The sequence below is a fragment of the Microbacterium sp. ABR10 genome, from assembly GCF_057812175.1.
The window spans coordinates 2,814,573-2,835,938 of the sequence record NZ_CM173821.1; the positions used below are offsets into that span (position 1 = coordinate 2,814,573).

At 69.8% G+C, this 21,366-nt stretch carries 23 protein-coding genes; 10 read left to right on the forward strand and 13 right to left on the reverse strand.

The features are described from left to right. Positions 1-75 precede the first annotated feature (75 nt). The gene (locus ACXKZF_RS13095) at positions 76-2,133 is read left to right on the forward strand and encodes an NAD(+) synthase (RefSeq protein WP_488984469.1); all 2,058 of its coding nucleotides are present in this window, start codon (positions 76-78) and stop codon (positions 2,131-2,133) included. Between the two features lie 29 nt (positions 2,134-2,162). Here the strand turns inward: ACXKZF_RS13095 and ACXKZF_RS13100 are convergent, their stop codons facing one another. After that, a complete protein-coding gene (locus ACXKZF_RS13100; protein WP_243223761.1) occupies positions 2,163-2,660 on the reverse strand; it encodes a DUF427 domain-containing protein in 498 nt (165 codons plus the stop codon). 125 nt (positions 2,661-2,785) lie between these two features. On the opposite strand from ACXKZF_RS13100, the gene ACXKZF_RS13105 reads away from it, so the two are divergent. The 4 genes from ACXKZF_RS13105 (at position 2,786) to ACXKZF_RS13120 (ending at position 4,783) form a co-directional block, all read left to right on the forward strand. Then, positions 2,786-2,983 (forward strand): hypothetical protein, encoded by a 198-nt coding sequence (locus ACXKZF_RS13105; RefSeq protein ID WP_243223760.1) that lies wholly within the window; start codon positions 2,786-2,788, stop codon positions 2,981-2,983. Continuing rightward, positions 2,980-3,114: a hypothetical protein gene (locus tag ACXKZF_RS13110; RefSeq protein WP_268774326.1), complete on the forward strand. Its 135-nt coding sequence runs from the start codon at positions 2,980-2,982 to the stop codon at positions 3,112-3,114. The genes ACXKZF_RS13105 and ACXKZF_RS13110 overlap by 4 nt, the downstream gene beginning before the upstream one ends. A gap of 76 nt (positions 3,115-3,190) precedes the next feature. Then, positions 3,191-4,135, forward strand: a complete 945-nt coding sequence (locus tag ACXKZF_RS13115) for an aldo/keto reductase (RefSeq protein ID WP_488984470.1) — start codon at positions 3,191-3,193, stop codon at positions 4,133-4,135. A gap of 90 nt (positions 4,136-4,225) precedes the next feature. Then, on the forward strand, positions 4,226-4,783 hold the full coding sequence (locus tag ACXKZF_RS13120) for a phosphorylase family protein (protein ID WP_488984471.1): 558 nt from the start codon (positions 4,226-4,228) through the stop codon (positions 4,781-4,783). Between the two features lie 81 nt (positions 4,784-4,864). Here the strand turns inward: ACXKZF_RS13120 and ACXKZF_RS13125 are convergent, their stop codons facing one another. From ACXKZF_RS13125 to ACXKZF_RS13155, 7 genes are all read right to left on the reverse strand, one after another. Continuing rightward, on the reverse strand, positions 4,865-6,367 hold the full coding sequence (locus tag ACXKZF_RS13125; protein WP_055955678.1) for an MFS transporter: 1,503 nt from the start codon (positions 6,365-6,367) through the stop codon (positions 4,865-4,867). 95 nt (positions 6,368-6,462) lie between these two features. Beyond that, positions 6,463-6,645 (reverse strand): hypothetical protein, encoded by a 183-nt coding sequence (locus tag ACXKZF_RS13130; protein WP_055955675.1) that lies wholly within the window; start codon positions 6,643-6,645, stop codon positions 6,463-6,465. Positions 6,646-6,679: 34 nt separating this feature from the next. Further along, positions 6,680-9,697: an AAA family ATPase gene (locus tag ACXKZF_RS13135; protein WP_488984472.1), complete on the reverse strand. Its 3,018-nt coding sequence runs from the start codon at positions 9,695-9,697 to the stop codon at positions 6,680-6,682. Next, complete coding sequence (locus tag ACXKZF_RS13140; RefSeq protein ID WP_488984473.1) at positions 9,694-10,848, reverse strand: exonuclease SbcCD subunit D; 1,155 nt, start codon at positions 10,846-10,848, stop codon at positions 9,694-9,696. Before ACXKZF_RS13140 ends, ACXKZF_RS13135 begins: the two co-directional genes overlap by 4 nt. 104 nt (positions 10,849-10,952) lie before the next feature. Further along, entirely contained in the window at positions 10,953-11,270 is a 318-nt protein-coding gene (locus ACXKZF_RS13145; protein WP_243223754.1) for a hypothetical protein, read from the reverse strand. 1 nt (position 11,271) lies between these two features. Continuing rightward, the gene (locus tag ACXKZF_RS13150; protein ID WP_055955666.1) at positions 11,272-11,481 is read right to left on the reverse strand and encodes a hypothetical protein; all 210 of its coding nucleotides are present in this window, start codon (positions 11,479-11,481) and stop codon (positions 11,272-11,274) included. Between the two features lie 93 nt (positions 11,482-11,574). Continuing rightward, complete coding sequence (locus ACXKZF_RS13155) at positions 11,575-11,874, reverse strand: GNAT family N-acetyltransferase (protein WP_243223753.1); 300 nt, start codon at positions 11,872-11,874, stop codon at positions 11,575-11,577. Between the two features lie 436 nt (positions 11,875-12,310). On the opposite strand from ACXKZF_RS13155, the gene ACXKZF_RS13160 reads away from it, so the two are divergent. Then, positions 12,311-13,042 carry a winged helix-turn-helix domain-containing protein gene (locus tag ACXKZF_RS13160; RefSeq protein ID WP_488984474.1) on the forward strand — a complete coding sequence of 244 codons (732 nt, stop codon included), beginning with the start codon at positions 12,311-12,313 and terminating at the stop codon, positions 13,040-13,042. A 118-nt stretch (positions 13,043-13,160) separates the two neighbouring features. After that, positions 13,161-14,150: a DNA-3-methyladenine glycosylase family protein gene (locus ACXKZF_RS13165; RefSeq protein WP_488984475.1), complete on the forward strand. Its 990-nt coding sequence runs from the start codon at positions 13,161-13,163 to the stop codon at positions 14,148-14,150. 136 nt (positions 14,151-14,286) lie between these two features. Here the strand turns inward: ACXKZF_RS13165 and ACXKZF_RS13170 are convergent, their stop codons facing one another. After that, positions 14,287-15,129 (reverse strand): siderophore-interacting protein, encoded by an 843-nt coding sequence (locus ACXKZF_RS13170; RefSeq protein WP_488984476.1) that lies wholly within the window; start codon positions 15,127-15,129, stop codon positions 14,287-14,289. A 78-nt stretch (positions 15,130-15,207) separates the two neighbouring features. Here ACXKZF_RS13170 and ACXKZF_RS13175 point away from each other — a divergent pair, with 78 nt between their 5' ends. Then, the gene (locus tag ACXKZF_RS13175) at positions 15,208-15,429 is read left to right on the forward strand and encodes a hypothetical protein (protein ID WP_055955651.1); all 222 of its coding nucleotides are present in this window, start codon (positions 15,208-15,210) and stop codon (positions 15,427-15,429) included. Between the two features lie 4 nt (positions 15,430-15,433). Here the strand turns inward: ACXKZF_RS13175 and ACXKZF_RS13180 are convergent, their stop codons facing one another. The 4 genes from ACXKZF_RS13180 to ACXKZF_RS13195 all read right to left on the reverse strand — a co-directional run bounded on the left by ACXKZF_RS13180 (position 15,434) and on the right by ACXKZF_RS13195 (position 19,273). Beyond that, positions 15,434-16,192 (reverse strand): iron ABC transporter ATP-binding protein, encoded by a 759-nt coding sequence (locus ACXKZF_RS13180; RefSeq protein ID WP_488984477.1) that lies wholly within the window; start codon positions 16,190-16,192, stop codon positions 15,434-15,436. 31 nt (positions 16,193-16,223) lie between these two features. Then, positions 16,224-17,234 carry an iron chelate uptake ABC transporter family permease subunit gene (locus ACXKZF_RS13185; protein ID WP_488984478.1) on the reverse strand — a complete coding sequence of 337 codons (1,011 nt, stop codon included), beginning with the start codon at positions 17,232-17,234 and terminating at the stop codon, positions 16,224-16,226. Continuing rightward, a complete protein-coding gene (locus ACXKZF_RS13190; RefSeq protein ID WP_488984479.1) occupies positions 17,227-18,192 on the reverse strand; it encodes an ABC transporter permease in 966 nt (321 codons plus the stop codon). The genes ACXKZF_RS13185 and ACXKZF_RS13190 overlap by 8 nt, the downstream gene beginning before the upstream one ends. A 112-nt stretch (positions 18,193-18,304) precedes the next feature. Further along, complete coding sequence (locus ACXKZF_RS13195) at positions 18,305-19,273, reverse strand: siderophore ABC transporter substrate-binding protein (protein ID WP_488984480.1); 969 nt, start codon at positions 19,271-19,273, stop codon at positions 18,305-18,307. 81 nt (positions 19,274-19,354) lie between these two features. On the opposite strand from ACXKZF_RS13195, the gene ACXKZF_RS13200 reads away from it, so the two are divergent. After that, positions 19,355-20,137, forward strand: coding sequence for a siderophore-interacting protein (locus ACXKZF_RS13200; RefSeq protein ID WP_488984481.1), 783 nt, complete (start codon positions 19,355-19,357; stop codon positions 20,135-20,137). A gap of 351 nt (positions 20,138-20,488) precedes the next feature. Beyond that, positions 20,489-21,031 (forward strand): DUF2599 domain-containing protein, encoded by a 543-nt coding sequence (locus tag ACXKZF_RS13205; protein ID WP_488984482.1) that lies wholly within the window; start codon positions 20,489-20,491, stop codon positions 21,029-21,031. The last annotated feature ends 335 nt before the right edge of the window (positions 21,032-21,366 follow it).

A 21,366-nucleotide genomic window follows, 5' to 3' on the forward strand; every position in this document is an offset into this window, starting at 1 on the left:
CCCGCCGGGCATCCACAGACCCCGCCTGAGCGATCCCACTGCCGCGGTGTCGAAGGGGCCTGCCAGACTGGGGAGGTGATCACCGATCTGCCGTTCGAGAGCGTCTACCGGCACGGGTTCGCGCGCGTGGCCGCGTGCACGATCCCCGTCGCGGTCGCCGACCCCGCCACCAACGCCGACGCCGTGCTCGATTCCGCCCGCGCGTGCGACGCCGAGGGCGTCGCGGTCGCGGTGTTCCCCGAGCTCTGCCTCTCCGGCTACGCCATCGACGACCTGGTCATGCAGGATCCGCTGCTCGACGCCGTCGAGGCGGCCCTGTCGCGCCTGGTCGTGGCATCCGCGGATCTGCTTCCGGTGCTGCTGGTGGGCGCGCCACTCCGGCACGGCAACAGGCTGTTCAACTGCGCCGTGGTCATCCACCGCGGTCGCGTCCTCGGCGTCGCGCCGAAGGCGTACCTCCCGACCTACCGCGAGTTCTACGAGCAGCGCTGGTACGCCCGCGGCGACGATCAGGCGGGGCAGCACATCCTCGTCGCCGGTGAGGCGGTGCCGTTCGGACCCGATCTGCTCTTCGACGCGGTCGACGTACCGGGGCTCACCCTGCACGCAGAGGTGTGCGAAGACGTCTGGGTGCCGATCCCGCCCTCTTCCGGCGCCGCCCTCGCGGGCGCGACGGTGCTCGCGAACCTGTCGGGCAGTCCCATCACGATCGGTCGTGCCGACGACCGCACCCTGCTCTCGCAGTCGCAGTCCCTGCGCTGCCTCGCCGCGTACGTGTACGCCGCTGCCGGTCAGGGCGAATCGACCAACGACGTCTCGTGGGACGGCCAGACCATGATCCACGAGGGCGGCCAGCTGCTCGCCACGACCGAGCGGTTCCCCGACGGTCCGCGCCGGAGCGTCGCCGACGTCGACCTCGATCGCCTCCGGCAGGACCGCATCCGCCAGGGCACGTTCGACGACAACCGCCGCACGATGGCACCCGTGTTCCGCACGGTGCCGTTCGAGCTCACGCCCCCCGCGGGCGACATCGGTCTGCGCCGGACGCTCGACCGCTTCCCCTTCGTCCCCGACGACCCCACTCGGCTCGCGCAGGACTGCTACGAGGCGTTCAACATCCAGGTGTCGGGCCTCGTGCAGCGGCTCCGGGCCATCGGCGACCCGAAGCCCGTCCTCGGCGTCAGCGGCGGCCTCGACTCCACCCACGCACTTCTGGTGATCGCGCAGGCCATGGACCGCATGGGGCGCCCCCGCAGCGACATCCTCACCTACACGCTCCCCGGCTTCGCCACCAGCGAGAAGACCAAGCGCAACGCGATCGCCCTCGCCGAGGCCGTCGGGGCCTCGATCGAGGAGATCGACATCCGCCCGGCGGCATCCGAGATGCTCGCGCGCATGGGGCACCCCTTCGCCTCGGGCGAGCCGGTGCACGACGTCACGTTCGAGAACGTGCAGGCGGGCCTGCGCACCGACTACCTCTTCCGTCTCGCCAACAAGAACGGCGGCATCGTCGTCGGCACAGGCGACCTGTCCGAGATCGCCCTCGGCTGGTCGACCTACGGCGTGGGCGATCAGATGAGCCATTACTCGGTGAATCCGGGCGTGCCCAAGACCCTCATCCAGCACGTGATCCGGTGGGTCATCTCCGCTGGCGAGCTGAGTGCGGCCACCGTCGAGGTGCTGCAGGCCGTGCTCGACACCGAGATCAGCCCCGAGCTGGTGCCCGCCGGTCAAGACGGACGCATGCAGTCGACGGAGGACCGCATCGGTCCCTACAACCTGCACGATTTCACGCTGTACCACGTGCTGCGCTTCGGCTTCCGTCCCTCGAAGATCGCCTTCCTCGCCGCCCACGCCTGGGCGGATCCGGATGCCGGGACCTGGCCCCCGGGCTACCCCGAGGGTGAACGACCGTCGTACGACCTCGTCACGGTGGCGAAGTGGCTGGAGGTGTTCCTGCAGCGCTTCTTCGGCTTCGCGCAGTTCAAGCGCACGGCCATTCCCAACGGACCGAAAGTGTCGCCCGCGGGGTCGTTGTCACCCCGCGGCGACTGGCGCGCGCCGTCCGACGGCAACGCGCGAGCGTGGCTCGCCGACCTGCACGCGGCGGTGCCGGGGGCGTTCGCGGAATAGCCTGCGCGACGGATCGGGGTTCGCCGCCCCTACCAACCCATCGAGCCGGGGACGCCCTTGAAAGGACCCGCGAGATCGCTCGTGACCCATCCGCCGTAGAAACCGCCGGGTTGGGGCTCGACGGTCTCTCCCCCGAGGACGACAGCATCCATGGGACCCGCATACACGGCGACGCGGTCGTGCAGCACCTCGTATCCGGGCATGGGGCGGGGGTAGTTCCACGCCGCCCGCTCGGCCACCGCTCCCCCGCCGCCGTGCACGTCGAAGTACCGGGCCGCCCCCTTGAACTCGCAGAACGACGCACCCTGACCGAGCGTCAACGCGACAGTGAAAGCGGCGATCGGCACGTAGTAGACCGGTGGGTGACTCGTCTCGAGCACGCGGACGACGTCGTCCGTGTCGACGATGCGCGTGCCGCCGAAGTCGATCTGCACGCGCCGTCTCTCGCGCTCCACGCGCGGAGGGCGGGGGTAGTCCCACACCGATTCCTGGCCGGGACGAACGGGGTCGGGAACGGGGCGTGCCATGCACCCACGCTACGCCGGGTCGGCGCCGCGGGGGTCGTCCTCTTCGTGATGACAGGCGGACCGCCCGGGGATGACCGCACGGGGGCCTCACGCGTTTTCGATAACCTGGGGCGGAAGGGGGCAGCGTGAGCGAGCAGAGAATGACGACGGAGAGTCGTCGGTACCGCGTCTATCAGATCATCGGAATCGTCGTGGCCGTGTTGTTCCTGGCCCTCGGTGTCGCTGCCTTCCTCACCGGCGGCGGCCCCATCATCGCCGCCATAGCCGTCGTCGGAGGTCTCGCCGTGTTGATCGTCTCGATCGTGATGATGGTGCGCACGTGAGCGCTCCGGGTGAAGACGGCGGCAAGAAGAAGTATCCGCCCGGCACGGTCGTCATCTGGATCGCGGGCGCCGGAATCGGTCTCTGGCTCCTGGTCAGCGGACTCATCGGCATCCTCTCCGGCGGGAGCTGACCCGGCGCGTCACGGGAATGCCCACGGGCGAGGGTCGTTGTCTCCAAAGTCAGTGACCCCCTTCCGAAAGGACATCATGACGCGCATCGGACGCAGCGACCTCGACATCTTCCCCCTCTCGCTCGGCGGCAACGTCTTCGGCTGGACGGCCGATCGCGATACGTCGTTCGCGGTCCTCGACGCCTTCCGCGACGGGGGCGGCAACTTCATCGACACCGCCGACGGCTACAGTGCGTGGGTCCCCGGCAACTCGGGCGGCGAGAGCGAGACCCTGATCGGTGAGTGGCTCGCTTCGCGAGGGCCTTCCGACGTCGTCGTCGCGACGAAGGTGAGCACGCACCCCGACTTCCGTGGCCTGTCCGCGGCGAACGTGCGGGCCGCCGCCGAGGCGTCGCTGAAGCGTCTCGGCGTCGAGACGATCGACCTGTACTACGCCCACTTCGACGACGCCGACACCCCCCTGGAAGAGACCGTCGCCGCCTTCGCCGGTCTCGTGCGTGACGGGCTCGTGAGATACGTGGGCGTCTCGAACTATACCGCCGAGCGCATCCGCGAATGGGTGTCGCTGGCGGAGGCCGCGGGCGCCGATCTTCCCGTCGCCGTGCAGCCGCACTACAACCTCGTCCACCGCACCGAGGTCGAGCGGGAGATCGTGCCCGTCGCCCAGCAGTACGACATGTCGCTCGTACCGTATTACGCGCTGGCGAGCGGGTTCCTCACGGGCAAGTACCGTTCGTCGGATGCCGCGGGTGACTCGCCGCGAGCCGGGGGCGCCGCGAAGCTCGCCACACCCGCAGGCCTCGCCCTCATCGACGCGCTCGAAGACGTCGGCTCCGCGCACGGCGCGTCCATCGCCTCGACCGCACTGGCGTGGTTGCGTACCCAGCCGACCGTGGCCGCACCCATCGCGAGCGCGTCGAAGGTCGAGCAGGTCGCCGATCTCCTGGCCAGCGCGTCCCTGCAGCTGACGCCGGACGAGATCGCCCGACTGTCGCAGGCGTCGGAGCCGGCCCAGGCATGACGAAGCGGATCGGACCCCGCTCCGGGGTCCGATCCTGCGGTCCGGTAGGCACGGTGCGCACGACCGGTGACGGCAGGTGAGAATGGAGGGGTGAAGCTCCTCGTCGCCGCCCACGCGTCCGAACTCACCGCCTTCGAGGCGGACATCCCCGGTTTCGACGTCCTGCTCACCGGGGTGGGCAAGATCCCGGCCGCCTCCGCCCTCACCCGCGCCCTGTGCCAGGGCGAGTACGACGAGATCGTCGTCGTCGGTACCGCCGGCGCGATCGACGACGCTGTCGAGGGCGGCATCTACGACATCGCCGCCGCCATCCAGCACGACGTGAAGGGGCTCGACGGCACATTCGGTGAGCACGTCTCGCTGCCGCCGCGCGTCGACACCGGTCACGACGGCCTCATCATCGCCACCGGCGACCACTTCGTCGACGACGCCGAGACCGTCGCCCTCATCCGCGGGCTCGGAGCCCGCCTCGTCGACATGGAGTCGTACGCGCTCATCTGGGTCGCGCAGCAGTTCGGCGTACCCATCCGCGTCCTGCGCGCCGTCTCGGATCGCGCCCAGGACGGCGCCACCGAGCTGTGGGACGTCGTGGTCGAGCGCTGCAGTCACCAACTGCGCGACGAGCTGCGCACCCGCTACGGCGTCTGACGGCGGGCTCACCGCCTCGTCCGACTCCGCTCTACCGCGACCCTGGGATGGCTGCGCCGAGTATCGCCGTTCCGCCCGCGGTCAGGGAGTCTGCGACCCCGTCTTCGCGCGCTTGGCCAGGTCGGCCACGCCCACGATGAGCGCAAGGCCCAGGAAGACGCCGACGGTGATCATGCCGGACGCATAGGCGTCGTGGTAGAGCACCACCGTGTCATCCACCGTGTCTTGTTCGCGGTAGACGGTGGCGTAGAAAAGCGCCAGGGCGATCGCCGTACCGACGGCGGTACCGATGCGCTGGCCGAGCTGACCGACGGAGCCGGCGACGCCACCGCTGCGCACCGGGATGTCGGCGAGCGTGAGGGTCTGGTTCGGCGAGATCACGAGACCTCCCGCGAAGCCGCCGAACGTCATCACGGCGGCCATGGCCCACGGGGTCCACTCGGGAGCCGTGAACAACGCCACGAGTACGAGGCCCCCGGCCGTGGCGACCATGCCGAGGATCCCCCACACCACGAGCGGGCGGCCGAGGCGGGTGACCAGGTTGCCGCCGATCCACGAGCTCCATGCCGAGGCGACCGCGAATCCGATCGTCACCATGCCCGCGAAGACCGGTTCGAGGCCCAGCCCGCCCTGGAGGAACAGCGTTCCCAACAGGAACATGGCCGGTATCGCGGAGAAGTACGCCGTCGAGATGAGGACGCCGTTGCGATATGACGCCAGCGAGAAGATCGAGAACGGCATGAGCGGCATCCGACCGCGCTCCGCGTAACGACGCTCCCAGAACACGAAGGCCGCCGCGAAGACCACGGACGCCACCAGCAACCACCAGCGGTTCGGATTGTCACCGGGGCTGCCGGTGGTGAACAGGAACGGCCACATCAGCGCGAGGATCGTCGCCGCGAACAGCACGATACCCACGGGATCGAGATCAAGACGGCGATGCGACTTCGTGCGGGTGTCGGGGAGGAGCCAGGCGGCCAGAACGATGACGATGGCGACGAGGGGGATGTTGATCCAGAAGATCAGACGCCACCCGTCGGTTTCTCCTCCCAGGGCGATGAGGAGGCCACCGAGGGTCGGTCCGAACGCCGTAGCGATGCCGATCGTCGCGCCGAACAGACCGAAGGCACGCCCGCGTTCTTTCCCCTGGAACAACTGTTGGACCAAACCCAGCACCTGAGGCATCTGGATGCCGGCCGCCACGCCCTGCAAGAGGCGAGCGACCAGCAGCACGGTGGTGTTCGGTGCGAGGGCGCACGCCAGGCTCGTCACGAGGAACAGCGAGAGGCCGACGAGGAACAGCACGCGGCGCGACCGAAGGTCTCCCAGACGCCCGGCCGGCACGAGAACCAGGCCGAACGTCAGGATGTAGCCCGACACGACGAGCTGCAGCTCTGTCGGACCGGCGTTCAAAGCCGCCTCGATCGAGGGCAGCGCGACGTTGACCTTCGTCAGGTCGAGGATGGTCAGCGCCGCCACCGCGACCGCCACCCAGTACGCCCGCCACCGGTGCCGCGGCGACAAGTCGATGTCGCGGGTGATGGGCGCGGATGGTTTCGAGGAGGTGGGGGCCTGATCAGACATTGTGAGGGACGCTACTCCGGGCCTCCGACATCACACCCGGGCTTGCGCTCGGGGTCGTCGACTCCGCGTCGCGTCCCGAGGGGTGTCATCCCCGGTCAGTCCACCTCACGGCGGGCGAACACCGCACGCAACACGAAGAAGACGATCAGCGCCACGATGGCCACCGCGATCAGCCGGAAGGCGAATGCGATCAGCGAGAACAGGATGTTCACCAGCACCCAGGCGATGATCACGGCGACGACGACGCCGACGACGGTCCACAGTGTGCTCTTGCGCATGCGACAAGCCTAAACGCGATGCCCCCGCCGAGCGTCAGCCGCGGGCGAGTACGACGTCGTGACGGATCACGCTCGGACCCCGGGGAGTCGCGGTCACGTGCAACTGCGCCGGCAGCTGGTCTCTCATCGAGGCCACGTGGCTGATGACGCCCACCGTGCGGCCGCCCTGTCGCAACTCGTCGAGCGTGCGCATGGCGAGGTCGAGGGTGTCGTCGTCGAGCGAACCGAAACCCTCGTCGATGAACAGCGTGTCGAGACGGAGTCCACCGGCACGGGCGGTGACGACCTCGGCGAGCCCGAGGGCGAGAGCGAGGGATGTGAGGAAGGTCTCGCCGCCGGACAGCGACTGCGGTGGACGGCACTGACCGGTGAAGGCGTCCATGATCTCGAGGCCGAGGCCGCTGGAGGCTCCCCGGGCGGCGAGCGCGTCGGTGTGCTGGAGGCGATAGCGTCCGGCCGACATGTGCTCGAGGCGCAGATTGGCCGCGGTCACGATCTCTTCGAGCTCCGCCGCCAGCACGAACGTCTCCAGCGTCATACGACGCGTGTTGGGCGCCCGCCCGGCGAGCGTGTCTGCCAGGCGCGCGACGACGGCGTACTCGTCCGCCAGACTCGCCACCGCGGCGTGGCCGGCGTCAGCGCGCTCAGCGAGGGATCGCAGCCGTTCGGCGAGCGCGCGGGCGCCGGCGCCGGCGGCGGCGATCAGCTGCACGGCTTCGCGAGCCGACGCCACCTCGGCGACGAAGGGCGCGAGCTCGATCGGTTCGTCTCCGGCATCGACGAGCATCAGTTCGAGATCGAACAGTCGCTGCCTGGTCGCTGCGAGCGCCGCGTCGTACTCGGCTGCGGCCGTGTCGAGGCTCCGACGGTGCGCGGCCGATCGCAGCGCGGCTGTGACCGAAGCCACCTCGGCGAAGGGACTGTCGGCGACGAGGGCGGCGACGGCGCTGTCGGCGTCGCGTCGAGCGTCACGCGCGCCGGCGAGCGCCGCCCGCGCCGAGATGAGTCGGCGCACGGCGTCGCGTCGCGCGCGGAGATCGTCCTGCCGGGCGGCGACCGTGTCGAAGCCACCGCGGGCGGCGGCGACCTCGCCACCGAGCCCCTCGGCACGCTGCTGCGCGAGGGCGAGGTCCTGCCGGGCGACGGCGAGCTCCGCCCCCAGGGTGTCGAGTCGACGGGCGATGGCCGCGTCGAGGTCGGCCGCGCGGGTGCGATCGCCTCGGACCCGGTCGTACTCGTCGACGTCGGTCGCCGCGGCGACGAGGGCGTCTTCGGTCGTCGCGAGGCGCGCCCGCAAGACCTCGACGCTCTCACCGCCGGCGAGGGCCGCGGCCAGGGCGTGCGCGTCACGGGCGACGCGAGCGGAGTCGGAGGCGAGCCGATCGCTCTCGACGGCGGCGTTCTTGCGATCCTCTGCGGCGGAGAGGTCGGCATCGCTCACGGGAGCGTCGGAACCGCGAGCGGGGTGCGGGTGCTCGCGCGCACCGCACACCGCGCAGGGCTCGCCGTCGACCAGATCGTGCGCCAGTTCGACCGCCGCACCGGAGAGTCGGCGACGCAGGAGTGTCGTCCACGCGTCGATCGCCCGCTGGAGGTCGTCTGCCCGCACCAGCGAGGCGAGGTCGGCCTGATCCCGCTGATCGAGCAGGCGGGCCGCCTCGAGAGCGGCGTCCAGACGACGTGACGTCTCATCACGAAACGCGAGGGCGGCGTCGCGTCGCGCATCGGCACCCGCCAGCTCGGCGATGCGGTCGTCGAGGGCGCGAAGCATGTCGGGGATCTCGAGACGTTCGACAGCGAGCTTCTGCCGCTCGGCGTCGACGGTTTCGACACGCCCCCGGAGGCGATTCGTGTCGCGTTCGAGATCAGCGAGTTCACGCTCGACCTTGAGCGCGGCCTCGCCGCGCGCCAGAAGAGCGGTGAGCGCGTCGTCTCGCGAACCCAGGTCGGCATCGTCGGCGAGCACCTCGTCGACGGCGAGAACCCCGGCGTCGGCGTCGGCGAGTCTCTCGTCGGCCAGGGCGCACGTACGGCGGGCGGCCTCGGCGGTCTCGATCGCGGGGCGGAGCTCTTCGGCGCCGGCGGCGGCCTCGGCTTCACGGCGTATGGCGGCGATCGCCTCGGCCTCGGCCTCAAGGACCGCGAGCCTCTCGCGCTCGCCGAGCCGGTCGCACTGCCGCTCGGCCAGCGAACGGGCTTCGCGCTCGGCGACCAGGGCGGCGTCGAGTCGGGCGTCGACGACCTGGTTCTCGCGGGCGAGGGTGTCGACCCGGTAGTCGGCGCGCTCGACCGCTCGCACGACCAGCGCGAGCCGCTCGGAGACGCCGCGAACGATTCCCGCGTCGTCGCCCGGGATCGGGCCGTCGTGCTCTCGGTCGTCGAGCTCGCTGACCAGGCGCTCGGCCTCGTCGAGAAGCGTCGCCACCTCGACGCCCTCGGCGGCCAGACGCTCGCTCGCGCGCTTTCGACGCTCATCGAGGTCGGCGGCGTACTGCTCGAAGGACCGCGTTCCGAACAGGGTGCGCAGCAGCGTCAGTCGCTCGTCGTTCTTCGCGAGGAGGAAGCGGGCGAAACGGTTCTGCGCCAGCAGGATGACCTGGAGGAACTGCTGCTGGGTGAGCCCGAGAATCTCGTCGAGGCGAGCGGCGACGTCGACCGGCCGCGCGGCGACCCCCGTCCATCCCTCGGGCGCGAGTACCTCGAGCAGGGCTCGGTGCGGCTCTCTCGTCGTGCCGCCGCCCCGACGCTTGGGCCGTTCGAACTCGGGCGATCGCGTGACGCGCCACCGTTCGCCCTCGGTGCTGAACTCCAGCGTGACGCGGGTGGGGTCATCGGGGCCGCAGTGGTCGCTCCGCAGGCGCCGCTCCGCTCCGTCGTAGCGGGGGACACCGCCGTAGAGGGCGTAGCAGACGCCGTCGAGCACGCTGGACTTGCCCGCGCCGGTGCGGCCGGTGATGAGGAAGATGCCGTCGTCGGCGAAGGCGTCGAAATCGACCTCTTGCGCGTCGAGGAACGGGCCGAACCCCTCGAGTTCGAGTCGGTGCAGTTTCACGCGCGCGCCTCGGCCACGGCGCGGGCGCCGAGCACGTCGCGGATGAGTTCGCGTTCGACCGCCGACGCGCCCTCGCCCTCGCGCACGTGCGTGAGGAACGCGTCGATCACCTCGGCGTCGTCTCGGGCCGCGCGCACGCGCCGCGCGTAGCCGGCGCCGTCGTCGGCCGACGACGCGGCCGGCAGGTGGACGACGGTCGCACACCACGGAAAGCGTGCCTGCAGACGACGCATCGGGTCGGGCTGGGGGGTGGGGTCGGTGTACTCCGCGCGCACCCACTGCTGACGGTGATCGGCGAAGCGTTCGTCTGTGAGCAGGTCGTCGAGCGGCCCCCGCAGCGTGACGAGGGGACGCGGCACGGGAAGGTCGAGCCACCGCACCGACGACAAGCCGGCCGCATCGAGATCGACGAGCCACGACCCGCGGGGTTTGCCCGCTTCGCCGAAGCTGTAGTGCAACGGCGCCCCCGCATATCGCACGCGCTCGGAGAGCTGTTGACGGCCATGGATGTGCCCGAGGGCGACGTAATCGGGGCCGTCGAACGCCGACAGGGGAACGACGTCGAGTCCCCCCTGCCGGATCTCGCGCTCGACGCCGGGCGTGGACTCGACGCCGGCGGCGAAGCAATGCGCCGCAACGACGAAGCGACCCCCGCGCGCGGCCGCATCGGCGCGCACGAGATCGAGGGCGTGGGCCATCGTCTGGGCCTGGCTGCGCAGCTCGACGCCCGCCCACAGGTGCCGCACGATAGCCGGCTCGAGGTACGGGATGCCGTAGACGTGCACGGGACCGTGCTCGTCGGCGAACGTCACCGGAGTGCCGACCGCCGAGGGGTCGGTCAGGACCGTGATGTCGTCGCGGAGTAGAGCCGACTGGAAACCGAGACGGGCCGCGGAGTCGTGGTTGCCGCTGGTGACCAGCACCCGGGCACCGGCGTCGGCGAGAGCGGCGAGGGTGTGCGAGAGCACGGGATAGCAGGCCGCCGACGGCGCGGCGGAATCGAACACGTCGCCCGCCACGATGACGAGGTCGACCGCGTTCTCGCGTACCTGCTCGACCAGCACGTCGAGCACGCCGGTGAGCGCGTCGAGGGTGGAGTGCCCGTGGAACGAGCGCCCGATGTGCCAGTCGGAGGTGTGCAGGATGCGCATGCAGCCACGGTACGTCGCACCTCCGACATCGGCTCGCAGCAAACGCGCGGACGCACGAACGCCCCGCGCCGCCTCAGCGGCGGCACGGGGCGTCTGCGAGCTGATCAGCCGCCGGCGACCTCGGCAGCGAGGGCGCGGATGCGGTCGTCGCCGAGGTCGAGCCCGACCTGGGCGAAGCGCTGGCGCAGGACGTCGGCGATGCGTTCCTCGCTCTTGTCGCCGACATCGGCCCGCGTCTGGACGATGACGCCGCGGATGCGCGCCTCGTCGTCGGTGGCGTGCATGTCCATCGCCGGTTCGGACTGCTCGCCCGGTTGAGGGGTCTTGCGGTCGCGGTGGACGGCGCCGCCGACCGAGTCGGCCGCGTCGGCACCTCCATCGGGACCGGAGCTGGGCTCGGGGGCCCGGGTTGCATCCGACATGTCAGTCCTCCGTACTCAGGTCGGGGTCGATGCCCTGGCTTGCGGCATCGCCTTCGATGGGGTCCGAGGGTGCGGCGTCGTTCAGGCGCGCAGACCCCTTGGCGTGATCGTTGCGCTCGGCGGTTTCACCGTCGGCCACAGTGCTGCTTTCCCACCCACCGGGCGGGTCGGCGTCGATGACACCCTCGGGCAGATCGCGGTCGTCGTTCATGACTTCCCCTTTCGAGATCTTCAGCTTCGTCGCGTCGGACGACCGACGGGCAGGGGTTGACGTCCGCGCACGCGCGCGTAAGCCTTCAGCCCGTCATGACGCCGGGCGCCGATGCAGGATGCCGGCACGCTCGGGGTGGGCGTCGAACCACTCCCCCACGTACCAGCACACCGGGATGACCTCGCGGTCACCGGCCCCCTCGATCGCCTCAACGGCGCGCTCGGTGACGATGGCGGCGTAGCCGTGCCCTCGGAAGGTGGGGATGGTGAAGGCGCGGGTGAGCGCGATCGTGCGCCCGTCGTCGCGATAGTCGAGGACGGAGACGAGGTCGTCGCCACGATGGAGGGTGAATCGGGACGCCGTCTTGTCGTCGGCGAAGTGCAGATCGGACATGCGGAGAGGCTACGCCGGTCATTCCCGCCGACGCCGGGATGACACAGAATGCACGGCGGCACCGCAGGTTCACGGGCAGGGATCGAGCAGAATGCGTCAGACCCGGAGCGTCATCATGATTTGACCTTGTTGGACGCAGTGGGTAATAATGCCGCCATGACTGACTTCGCGCGTCCTCTGTCCGCCCGGGAGGCGAACAGGACTGCCGGCATGATGATGCCCGGCCGCGCTGTCATGTGCTGTCGAATGTGCCGCTGACCGCGACCCTCGAACGTCCTGACCTCGTGCTTCTGAACGCCGACGTCGTCCCCCGGTCGCCTGGCATCCGCGTCGATCACGCGTACCCCGGCACCGCCCTCCGGCCTGACGGCCCTCACCTCCCGTCGAACCCCGCTCACGATGACGCCCGGGTTCACACACCCAAGGATTTCTCCTCATGTCGCTCTCCGCAGTCCTCGACCGTCCCGTGACCGCCTCCACCCGCCCCGTCACCGCCGGCACGGCATCCACCCCTCAGCCCGCCACTACCGAAGCCGCCACCGCGGCGCCCGCACGCGCCGCCGCCTCGACCGCGCCCCGCGGGTTCGCGCTGTACGTCGGCATCGATGAAGAGAAGGCCGCAGCCGCCGGTGTGAGCCTGGGAACGCTCGTCGAGGCGCTTCGCCGCACGCTCGGCGAACTCGCCCCCGCCGCCGAAACCTACGCCACGGTCGCCCTGGCGCCGACGGGATCGGGCGGTCGCGACGTGGACGTGGTCCGCCTCGCTCTGCACGAGCCGTCCGCCGTCGCCCGCACCAAGGACGAGCCCGCCGAGGAAGACCGTGCCGCCGGCGGCGTGGTCGTCGACATCTCGCGCAAGCGCGTGCTCATCGACGGCGAGTCCGCCGCCTTCACCTTCAAGGAGTTCGAGTTGCTGCAGTACCTCGTGCTGCGCGAGGGACGCACCATCGAACGCACCGAGCTCGTGTCGTCGTTGTGGGAGGGCTCCACCGACGACGACGCCCCCGGCGAGCGCACCATCGACGTGCACGTCCGACGCCTCCGTGCGAAGCTCGGCGCGTACGAGGACATCGTCCGCACCGTGCGCGGTGTCGGCTACCGCTTCGACCGTCACGCCGATGTCTCGATCCGCTACGGTCACGGCACCCCCTCGCCCGACCGTTTCTGATCGCGACGCGCACGCCGCCTTCGGCACCCCCGGGCACGCGGCCGGGCACGGCGGCGTGGCTTCCGGCCCCGCGGAGCCCGGATGCCGCGATGTCGGTGGTCCGACGTAAGGTGTCGCCATGAGATCGACCGGGGTTCGCACGCGCCAGGCGCCGCGCGACCTCGGCGCACCCGTCGAACACCCCCTCGAGTCGGACTACCGGCCCGCCCGGTCCGTCGACATCGGGCGCGCCGTCTCCGCACAGCGCCACGGCAGCAACGACCCCACCTTCTTCGCGACGGCTCCCCTCGGGGCGGGCGGTGTCGTCTGGCGTGTGAGCCGCACGCCGCTGGGTGTCGCCACCCTCGCGCTCCGCCAGCGGGTCGGTGGGAGCATCCGTGCAGCCGCGTGGGGCCCCGGCGCTCCGTGGGCTCTCGACCAGCTGCCCGCGTTGTGCGGCGCGCACGACGATCCCGACGGGTTCGACGCGTCGCGGCATCCGTCGGTCGCCGAGTGGCACCGTCGTCACCCCGACCTGCGCATCGGTCGCACCGACCTCGTCTTCGATGCGCTCGTCAGCGCGATCATGGAGCAGAAGGTCACGAGCATGCAGGCATTCTCGGCCTGGCGCAGCATCGTCACCTGGTACGGCGAGCGCGCGCCGGGCCCCACTCCCCGCCCGATGTTCGCCCCGCCCGACATCGAGGGGTGGCGCCACGTGCCGTCATGGGCGTGGCACCGCGCCGGACTCGAGCCTCCGCAGTCGCGCACCATCGTCGAGAGTGCGCGTCGCGGCACGGCGATCGTTCGCGCCGCGACGGCCGCCACCGACGGCGAGAGTCGCGACCGCGTCTTCATCAGCCTCCGTGGCGTGGGCATCTGGACGAGCGCCGAGACGCGCATCCGTGCTTTCGGTGATCCGGATGCCGTGAGCACGGGCGACTACCATCTCGCCCACCAGGTCGGTTTCGCCCTGACGGGCCATCGCACCGACGACGACGGCATGCTGGAGCTGCTCGAACCGTTCGCCGGCCATCGTCAGCGTGTGATCCGCCTGATCTACGCCGGATCGTCGCTCGAGCCGCGCCGCGGACCGCGGCTCAGTCCCGAAGACCACCGCGACCGCTGATCCGTCGCGACACGAGTGCGCCGCAACACGAGTGCGCCGCGACACGGGTGCGCCGCGACACGTGGGCGCCGCGACACGGGGGCGCCGCAACACGAGTGCGCCCCGGTCGGCGTCCCCCTCCGCAGACGCCGGCACCTCAGTGGGCGCGCGGCGCCCGCCAGTATCCGGTGAACGAGATCATCCGTTTGTCGACGCCGACCCGCACCCAGTGCCGACGCATCGCCGCGACCAGGGACTGCTCCCCCGCCACCCAGGCGTAGGCGGGGACGACCGCACCCGCCTCACTCGCCTCGACCGCCGCCGTCAGCACGGCATAGCCCGGGGTCGCGTGAGGATCGTCGCGCACGACCCACGACACGTCGACGCCGACCGGCGCGGCCAGGTTGCGCACGTCGCCGGCATCCGGCACCTCGATGAAAGCGCTCCCCGTCGCGTCGGAGGGAAGGGACGCCAGGATGCCGGCCAGCGCGGGGAGGGCGGTCTCGTCGCCGACGAGCGCGAGGGGGCCGCGCAGACCGGTGGGCGGCGCGAACAGGATGCCCTCGTCGAGGATGGCGACCGCGTCGCCTGGAGCGCAGGTCTCGGCCCAGGATGCCGCGGGACCCGCCGTGCCCGCGGCGGCGGAGCCGTGTCGCACGAAGTCGACGTCGAGTTCGGGACCCTGCGCACCGCCAGAGCGGAAGCCCGCGACGGTGTAATTGCGCAGCACCGGGCGCTGGGTCTTCGCGATCGCGAGGTAGCGCAGATACGCGAAGGTGTCGAGACGGTTCGGCAGTCGCGTGAGCGTCCCCTCAGCGACGGGTAGGAAGAGGCGGAACCACTGATCGGCGCCCATCGGGATGAAGCGCGCCAGGTCGGCTCCGCCCAACGTCACGCGCTCGAAAGTCGGTGACAGACGACGGCGATGCCTCACGTACAGTGTCAGCAGTTCACTCTTCTCGGGCGCGACGCGCTTCTGCGCGGCGGTGGTCCGGGCCATCAGCCTCTCCTTCTTCTCGGTATCCATGGGAACCGGCGCGCCCCGCCCCCGCCGGCGCCGCACCGTAGGCTGTCCGACATGACGCAGACGGGAACCGGCTGGCCTCGCGGCCGCACGTACTGGGTGCTGGGGAGCCTGCTCCTCTTCGGGCTGGGAGTCCTGTTCGGACTGGTGTGGCAGAACGTGTGGCTGGGCGTCGTCATCGCCGCGGCGGTGTCGGTCGGGTGGCTCATCGCCTACGAATCCAGCCGCGGCCGCAACGTCGGTGTCAACGACGAAGACAACGGCATCCAACTCTGAGATCTCATCGGTAGTAGACCGCCAGCGGGTACGGCCCGTCGCGGCGCACGTCGATGGGTGTGCCGAACACCTCCTCGAGGGTGGATGACGTCATGAGATCGTCCGGCGTACCGACGTGCACGACCCGCCCCTCGGACAGCGCGACGATCCGGTCGGCGTAGGCCGCCGCGAAGTTGATGTCGTGTACGACGATGACGATCGTCTTACCGAGTTCGTCGGCCGCGCGGCGGAGCTGGCCCATCATCGCCACCGCGTGCTTCATATCGAGGTTGTTCAGCGGCTCGTCGAGCAGGATGTAGTCGGTGTCCTGCGCGAGCACCATGGCCACGTATGCGCGCTGGCGCTGCCCGCCCGAGAGCTGGTCGAGATAACGCCCCGACAGCTCGGCCAAGTCGAGGAAGTTGATGGCCTCGTCGATCTTGGTGTGGTCGTCGGCGGTCAGACGCCCCTGCGAGTGCGGGAAGCGCCCGAAGCCGACGAGTTCGCGCACGGTCAGGCGCGTGACGAAGTGATTCTCTTGCCGCAGGATCGACACGATCTTGGCGAGCGCCCGTCCGGGCGTGGCCGTCACGTCGAGGCCTGCGACGGTGACGCGGCCGCCGGTGGCCGCCGTCAGGCGCCCGACGATCGTCAGCAGGGTGGACTTGCCCGCGCCGTTCGGACCCACCAGGGCGGTGACTCCTCCGGCGGGGATGTCGAGGGTCACGGGACCGAGCACGGTCACGTCGCCGTAGGTCATGGTGACGTCGGTGAGCGAGATCACGGGACGCGCCGTCCCGGTGAGCGGGTGAGCATCAGAGACTCCCCTTCCGGAGGAGGTAGACGAGGAAGAACACGCCGCCGACGAACTCGATGATGATCGAGAGCATGCCGGCCGCGTAGAACACATGCCGAAGGACGAAGTACCCGCCCAGCAGCGTGGCCATGCCCAGCAGTGCGGCGAAGGGCAGCACCACCCGATGCTGCGACGACCCCGCGAGCTGGTAGGCGAGGGTGGCGACGATGAAGCCGAAGAACGTCATCGGCCCGACCATGGTGGTCGACACCGAGATCAGCACGGCCACGAGCACGAGCATTCCGATCACCTCGGGCCGATAGGCGAGCCCCAGATTGACGGAGGCCTCACGGCCGAGCGCCAGCACGTCCATGCGGTGTCGCGCGCGCCAGACGAGAGCGAGCACCGCGGCGACGACCAGCGTCGCCCACGGGAGGTACTCGGCATCCGAGTTCGAGAGGTTGCCGAACAGGCGGGCCGAGAGGATGTCGAAGTCGCTCGGGGTGAGCAGCCGCTGCATGACGGTCGACAGCGAGCCGAAGCCGACACCCAGCACGACCCCCACCAACAGCATGACGTGGAGGTTCCCGCGGCGGCCGGCGAACAGCCAGCCGTACAGCAGCGTCGCGAAGCCCACCATCAGCACGCTCTGCACGGCGACCTTGAGCAGCCCGTCGGTCGCCGACAGGGCGGCGCTTCCGAAGAAGAACACCAGCGCGGTCTGCATCACGACGTACAGCGCGTCGAAGCCCATGATCGACGGGGTCAGGATGCGATTCGCCGTCGCCGTGTGGAACAGCACCGTCGCAACCGCCTGACAGCAGGCGACGAGGGCGATCGTGGCGACGCTCACCACGCGCAGGTTCACGGCCAGCCAGAAGCCCCGCGAACCCGGTTCACCCGGGACGTCCCACGTCAGCACGCCGACGGCGGCGACCGCCACGATCAGGATCAGGATGCCGAAGCGCAGGGCGATCCGCGGACGACGGGCCGCGAGCGCCGGGGCCGTCCGGGTCAGGATGTCAGCCACGGGCACGCATCCTCAAGAGCAGGGTAATGAACACGGCGGAGCCGACGACCCCGAGGATCATCGAGACGGGAACCTCGAACGGCATCCGGATGACGCGTCCGACGATGTCGCAGACGACGACGATCGCCACGCCCCCGACGCACACCCAGGGAAGGTTCGCGCGGGCGTTGTCGCCGCGCCACATCGACACGAGATTCGGAACGACCAGGCCCAGGAACGGCAGGAAGCCCACGACGACGGTGGTGACGCCCGTGGCGACCGCGACGAGCCCCGTGCCGATGAGCAGGACGCGGGTGTGGTCGAGGCCGACCGAGGTCGCGATGTCGCGCCCCAGACCCGCGACGGTGATGCGGTCGGCGTACAGGAACACCAGCAGCACGACGATCGCGGCCACCCAGAGCACCTCGTAACGTCCGCGGACGATGGAGGTGAAGCTCCCCATGAACCACGTGCCGAGCATCTGCAGCGAGTTGGTCGAGACGGCCAGGTACGTCGTGAACGCCGAGACCACCGCCCCGAGCATGATTCCGATGAGCGGCACGACGAGCGATGACCGCAGCGAGATGCGCTGCAGGATGCCGATGAAGATCATGGTCCCGACGAAGGCGGCGAGGGATGCCACGATCATCCGCACGGGAAGGGGCGAAGCCGGTGCGATCAGCACCGTGACGAGCAGGCCGAGCGCCGCCCATTCCGACGTCCCCGTGGTGGAGGGCTCGACGAAGCGGTTCTGCGTGAGCAGCTGCATGATGAGGCCCGAGACGGCCATCGCGCAGCCGGCGAGGACGAGCGCGAGAGTGCGGGGCACGCGCGAGATCCAGAACATCTCGCCGCCGAAGTCGTCAGCGGTCAGATCGTAGGCACCGACGAACAACGAGAGGACGACGAGGACGACGACGCCCGCGAGGGCCACGGGCAACGCGAGACGCTCGCGCGGCCGAAGAGCGATCTGGTTCATGGCATTCATCCCTCCCTCCCCGCCTCGTTGGAGCGTGAGGGGTCGTCTTCTGTCGCCGGAGCGGACTCGAGCGACACTTTCCGACCCCTCACGCGAGCGAGGAGGGTCGGGGTCAGGAGGCGAACGCCTCGGCGGCGGAGCGGTAGAGCGTCGTGTACGCCTGGATGCCCTCATCGAGGTAGAAGCTGCCGTCGAGGTAGACGATCTGCCCCTTCTGCACGGCGGGGACGTTCTTCAGCGCTTCGGCGTTCTCGACGAGCTCCTTCGCCGAGACGTAGCCGTCCTCACCGAACATCGCGTCGCGATCGAGGACGAAGAGCCACTCGGGATTGGCGGCGGCGATCGCCTCGACGCTGATGTCGTCGCCGTGCGAGGCGTCTTCGGCGGACCGCTCCAGAGCGGGGGTGAGCCCCAGGGTCGGGAAGAGCACGCCGACGCCACGGCCCTCACCGGGAGCCGCGTACGCGATCTTGCCGCCCGACGTAATGAGACCCATCACGCTCTGGGACGGGTCGTAGGCCGCCTTCGCATCGGCGATCGCGGCATCGAGGTCGGACGAGAGCTGCGCCGCCTCGTCGTTCTTGCCGAAGACCTGACCCAGGATCGTCGTCTGGCGCTTCAGCTCCGAGGCGTGGTCCTCACCGTCGCGGGGGCTGGTTTCGATGGTCGCCGGCTGGATCTCCTTCAGCTGGTCGTAGATGTCGCGGAACCGGTAGCCGCCGACGATGAGGTCGGGCTCGGCGGCGAGGATGTTCTCGATGTTGGGCTCGCGGTGCAGGCCCGCGTCGAGCACCTCGTCGCCGCCGGAGAGCGAGGGCCAGAGGTCGTACATGAGGGGCTTGGGGGCCGCGGCCAGGGTCACGCCCCATTCGCTGAGCGTCTCGAAGGTCGTGTTGTCGAGGGCGACGACGCGCTCGGGCGCCACCGGGACCTCGATCGAGCCGTGGTTGTCTTCGACCGTCACGGTGGTCGCGGCGGCGGCGTCATCTGCGGGGGCAGCGGCTCCCGAAGAGCATCCGGCGAGGGCGAGGGCGGCCACCAGTGATGCGGCGGCGAGGGGGCGGAACAGGCGGGTCGTCATGCGAATCTCTCCAGTGCTGTGTGTGAGTCGAGCCGCCACCGGCAGGGGTAGCGGACGATTCGTTAGGTTAGCCTTACCTCTATGCCCATGTCGAACCAGAGCGTCTCCGCCCGTCTCGAGCCTCGTCGCCACGACCTCGTCTTCCGTTCGGCGATCCTCGCGCGGCGGACGCACGTGACGCCGTCGTACGTGCGCCTGCGTCTCGACGGGCCCGAGTTGAGCGGCTTCGACTCCCCCGGCGCCGACGACCACATCCGCGTCTTCTTCCCGTCGGGCGCCGCAGACGACCTCCGCGCCGCGCCGAGCCGCGAGTACACCCCGGTGACCTGGGATGCAACGGACGGCTGGCTCGACGTCGATGTCGCGCTGCACGGGGCCGGCGTCGGCAGCCGGTGGGCCGAGACGGCCGCCATCGGCGCACCGGTGGGCGTGGGCGGCCCCCGCGGCTCGATGGTGCTGGTGGGACGCCCCGACGCGTGGCTGCTCGCCGGCGACGAGACGGCGGTGCCCGCGATCCGTCGGTTCGCCGCGCAGATGGACGACGACGCCGTCGGTCGCATCGCCGTCGAGGTGCCGGATGCCGCGCACGATCTCCCCGTCGCCGCACCTCCGGGCGTCGAGGTGGTGCAGCTGCACCGGGGTCGGCGCCCCGCAGGCGAAGAACTCGTCGACTGGCTCGACTCCCTCGACGTCGAGGAGCGTCCCGATGGGTGCGTCTTCGGCTTCGTCGCCGCCGAGCAGTCCGTGGTGCAGGCAGGGCGCTCGCTGCTGCTGGACCGGTGGGCGGGCGACCCCGCCGCCACGGTGGTGAAGGGCTACTGGAAGCGCGGCACCACGGAGTACCACGCGCCGCACGAAGGCTGACGCGGGCGGGCGAAGCACGTTGTCGCGGCGCGGAGACGACGGCGCAGGTACCGCACGCGCCGTCGGTTGAGAGACCGATCTATTCACCCCCCGTCAGCCCAGACCAGGATGCCGCGACGGGACGTGGCGTGTGGGAACGTGCTCCCTGCTGTCGGCAGATGGCTGACACGGAAGGGTGATGGATCCAGTGAACAATTCCGCCAGAACCGTTACAGGGATGATTGTGGCGATTGGGATGGTCGTCGGAGTCCAAATGGCGGCGCTGGCGAGGGAGTCAGCGTATACGTCAATACCGAAAATTTCTCAACGGTTCCCCTCGTCAAGGATGACGCGTCCGTACAATTTACGACGGTGATCAACGGCAGCGATTCGCCTATCAACTACACATACGATTTTCCAGGGAAAACTTTGACACTGGAATCGGACGGACTTGTCGCCGTCCGGGCTCTCGACGGTTCACTGGACGGCATGATAGCCCCGGCGTGGGCGAAAGATCGGGCGGGGCAAGACGTTCCCACGCACTACGAAGTGAGGGGCTCTTCGCTGACACAGTCCGTGGAGCACGGGCCACAGACCGCGTATCCGGTGGTTGCTGACCCGTACCTGGGTATGGCGCAAATCCAGTCGATCGGCTCTGCTTACCGCGACCGGCGAGGCGTGACGAAAGTTGTCACTCCCACGGCCTGGGGCCGATTGAACGGAAACAATCCGACGGCTATCAACGGACTCCGAGACGAGTGGAATGCTAAAACCGCTTCGCCCTACCGAACGAACGACATGTGGTGGCAGCTCGCCTGCCACGCGCAGTTCGCGTACTACAAGTGGACATGGAATCTCGATAGCTATCTTCGTCGAGGCTCCTACGGCGCTTACATCGCCAATGGATGCAACTGAGGGGAAAGTCATGCCTCCAAGAATCCGAAGGATTGCGTTCGCAATCGGAGTACTCGGCCTCCTGATCGCGATCGGTTGCGCAGCGACCCTCTACGTCGCCGGAATCGTTATCGATGAACAACAAATTGATCCGGAGTTCCGGCTGATCCCGCTCTTCGCGGGAATTGCCATCGGGGCACTGGCCGCAGGAGCGGGCGTCGGTACGTGGATAGTCGGGTACGTCCCAGCGACGAGGAGTTCACGCTCCAACTGACGCCGCCGCGAGTCTCTTGAACGGCGCGCCCTTGTCCCGACGGGCTACGGCGCGGGTGACGTCCACTTTGGGTTTGGGTGAG

What these genes read in the sequence shown, in the direction of transcription:
- ACXKZF_RS13100 (WP_243223761.1), bottom strand. Translation starts at nt 2,660, where the DNA reads ATGGCACGCCCCGTTCCCGACCCCGTTCGTCCCGGCCAGGAATCGGTG.
- ACXKZF_RS13115 (WP_488984470.1), top strand. Translation starts at nt 3,191, where the DNA reads ATGACGCGCATCGGACGCAGCGACCTCGACATCTTCCCCCTCTCGCTC.
- ACXKZF_RS13125 (WP_055955678.1), bottom strand. Translation starts at nt 6,367, where the DNA reads ATGTCTGATCAGGCCCCCACCTCCTCGAAACCATCCGCGCCCATCACC.
- ACXKZF_RS13130 (WP_055955675.1), bottom strand. Translation starts at nt 6,645, where the DNA reads ATGCGCAAGAGCACACTGTGGACCGTCGTCGGCGTCGTCGTCGCCGTG.
- ACXKZF_RS13140 (WP_488984473.1), bottom strand. Translation starts at nt 10,848, where the DNA reads ATGCGCATCCTGCACACCTCCGACTGGCACATCGGGCGCTCGTTCCAC.
- ACXKZF_RS13145 (WP_243223754.1), bottom strand. Translation starts at nt 11,270, where the DNA reads ATGTCGGATGCAACCCGGGCCCCCGAGCCCAGCTCCGGTCCCGATGGA.
- ACXKZF_RS13150 (WP_055955666.1), bottom strand. Translation starts at nt 11,481, where the DNA reads ATGAACGACGACCGCGATCTGCCCGAGGGTGTCATCGACGCCGACCCG.
- ACXKZF_RS13155 (WP_243223753.1), bottom strand. Translation starts at nt 11,874, where the DNA reads ATGTCCGATCTGCACTTCGCCGACGACAAGACGGCGTCCCGATTCACC.
- ACXKZF_RS13160 (WP_488984474.1), top strand. Translation starts at nt 12,311, where the DNA reads ATGTCGCTCTCCGCAGTCCTCGACCGTCCCGTGACCGCCTCCACCCGC.
- ACXKZF_RS13165 (WP_488984475.1), top strand. Translation starts at nt 13,161, where the DNA reads ATGAGATCGACCGGGGTTCGCACGCGCCAGGCGCCGCGCGACCTCGGC.
- ACXKZF_RS13170 (WP_488984476.1), bottom strand. Translation starts at nt 15,129, where the DNA reads ATGGCCCGGACCACCGCCGCGCAGAAGCGCGTCGCGCCCGAGAAGAGT.
- ACXKZF_RS13175 (WP_055955651.1), top strand. Translation starts at nt 15,208, where the DNA reads ATGACGCAGACGGGAACCGGCTGGCCTCGCGGCCGCACGTACTGGGTG.
- ACXKZF_RS13190 (WP_488984479.1), bottom strand. Translation starts at nt 18,192, where the DNA reads ATGAACCAGATCGCTCTTCGGCCGCGCGAGCGTCTCGCGTTGCCCGTG.
- ACXKZF_RS13195 (WP_488984480.1), bottom strand. Translation starts at nt 19,273, where the DNA reads ATGACGACCCGCCTGTTCCGCCCCCTCGCCGCCGCATCACTGGTGGCC.
- ACXKZF_RS13200 (WP_488984481.1), top strand. Translation starts at nt 19,355, where the DNA reads ATGCCCATGTCGAACCAGAGCGTCTCCGCCCGTCTCGAGCCTCGTCGC.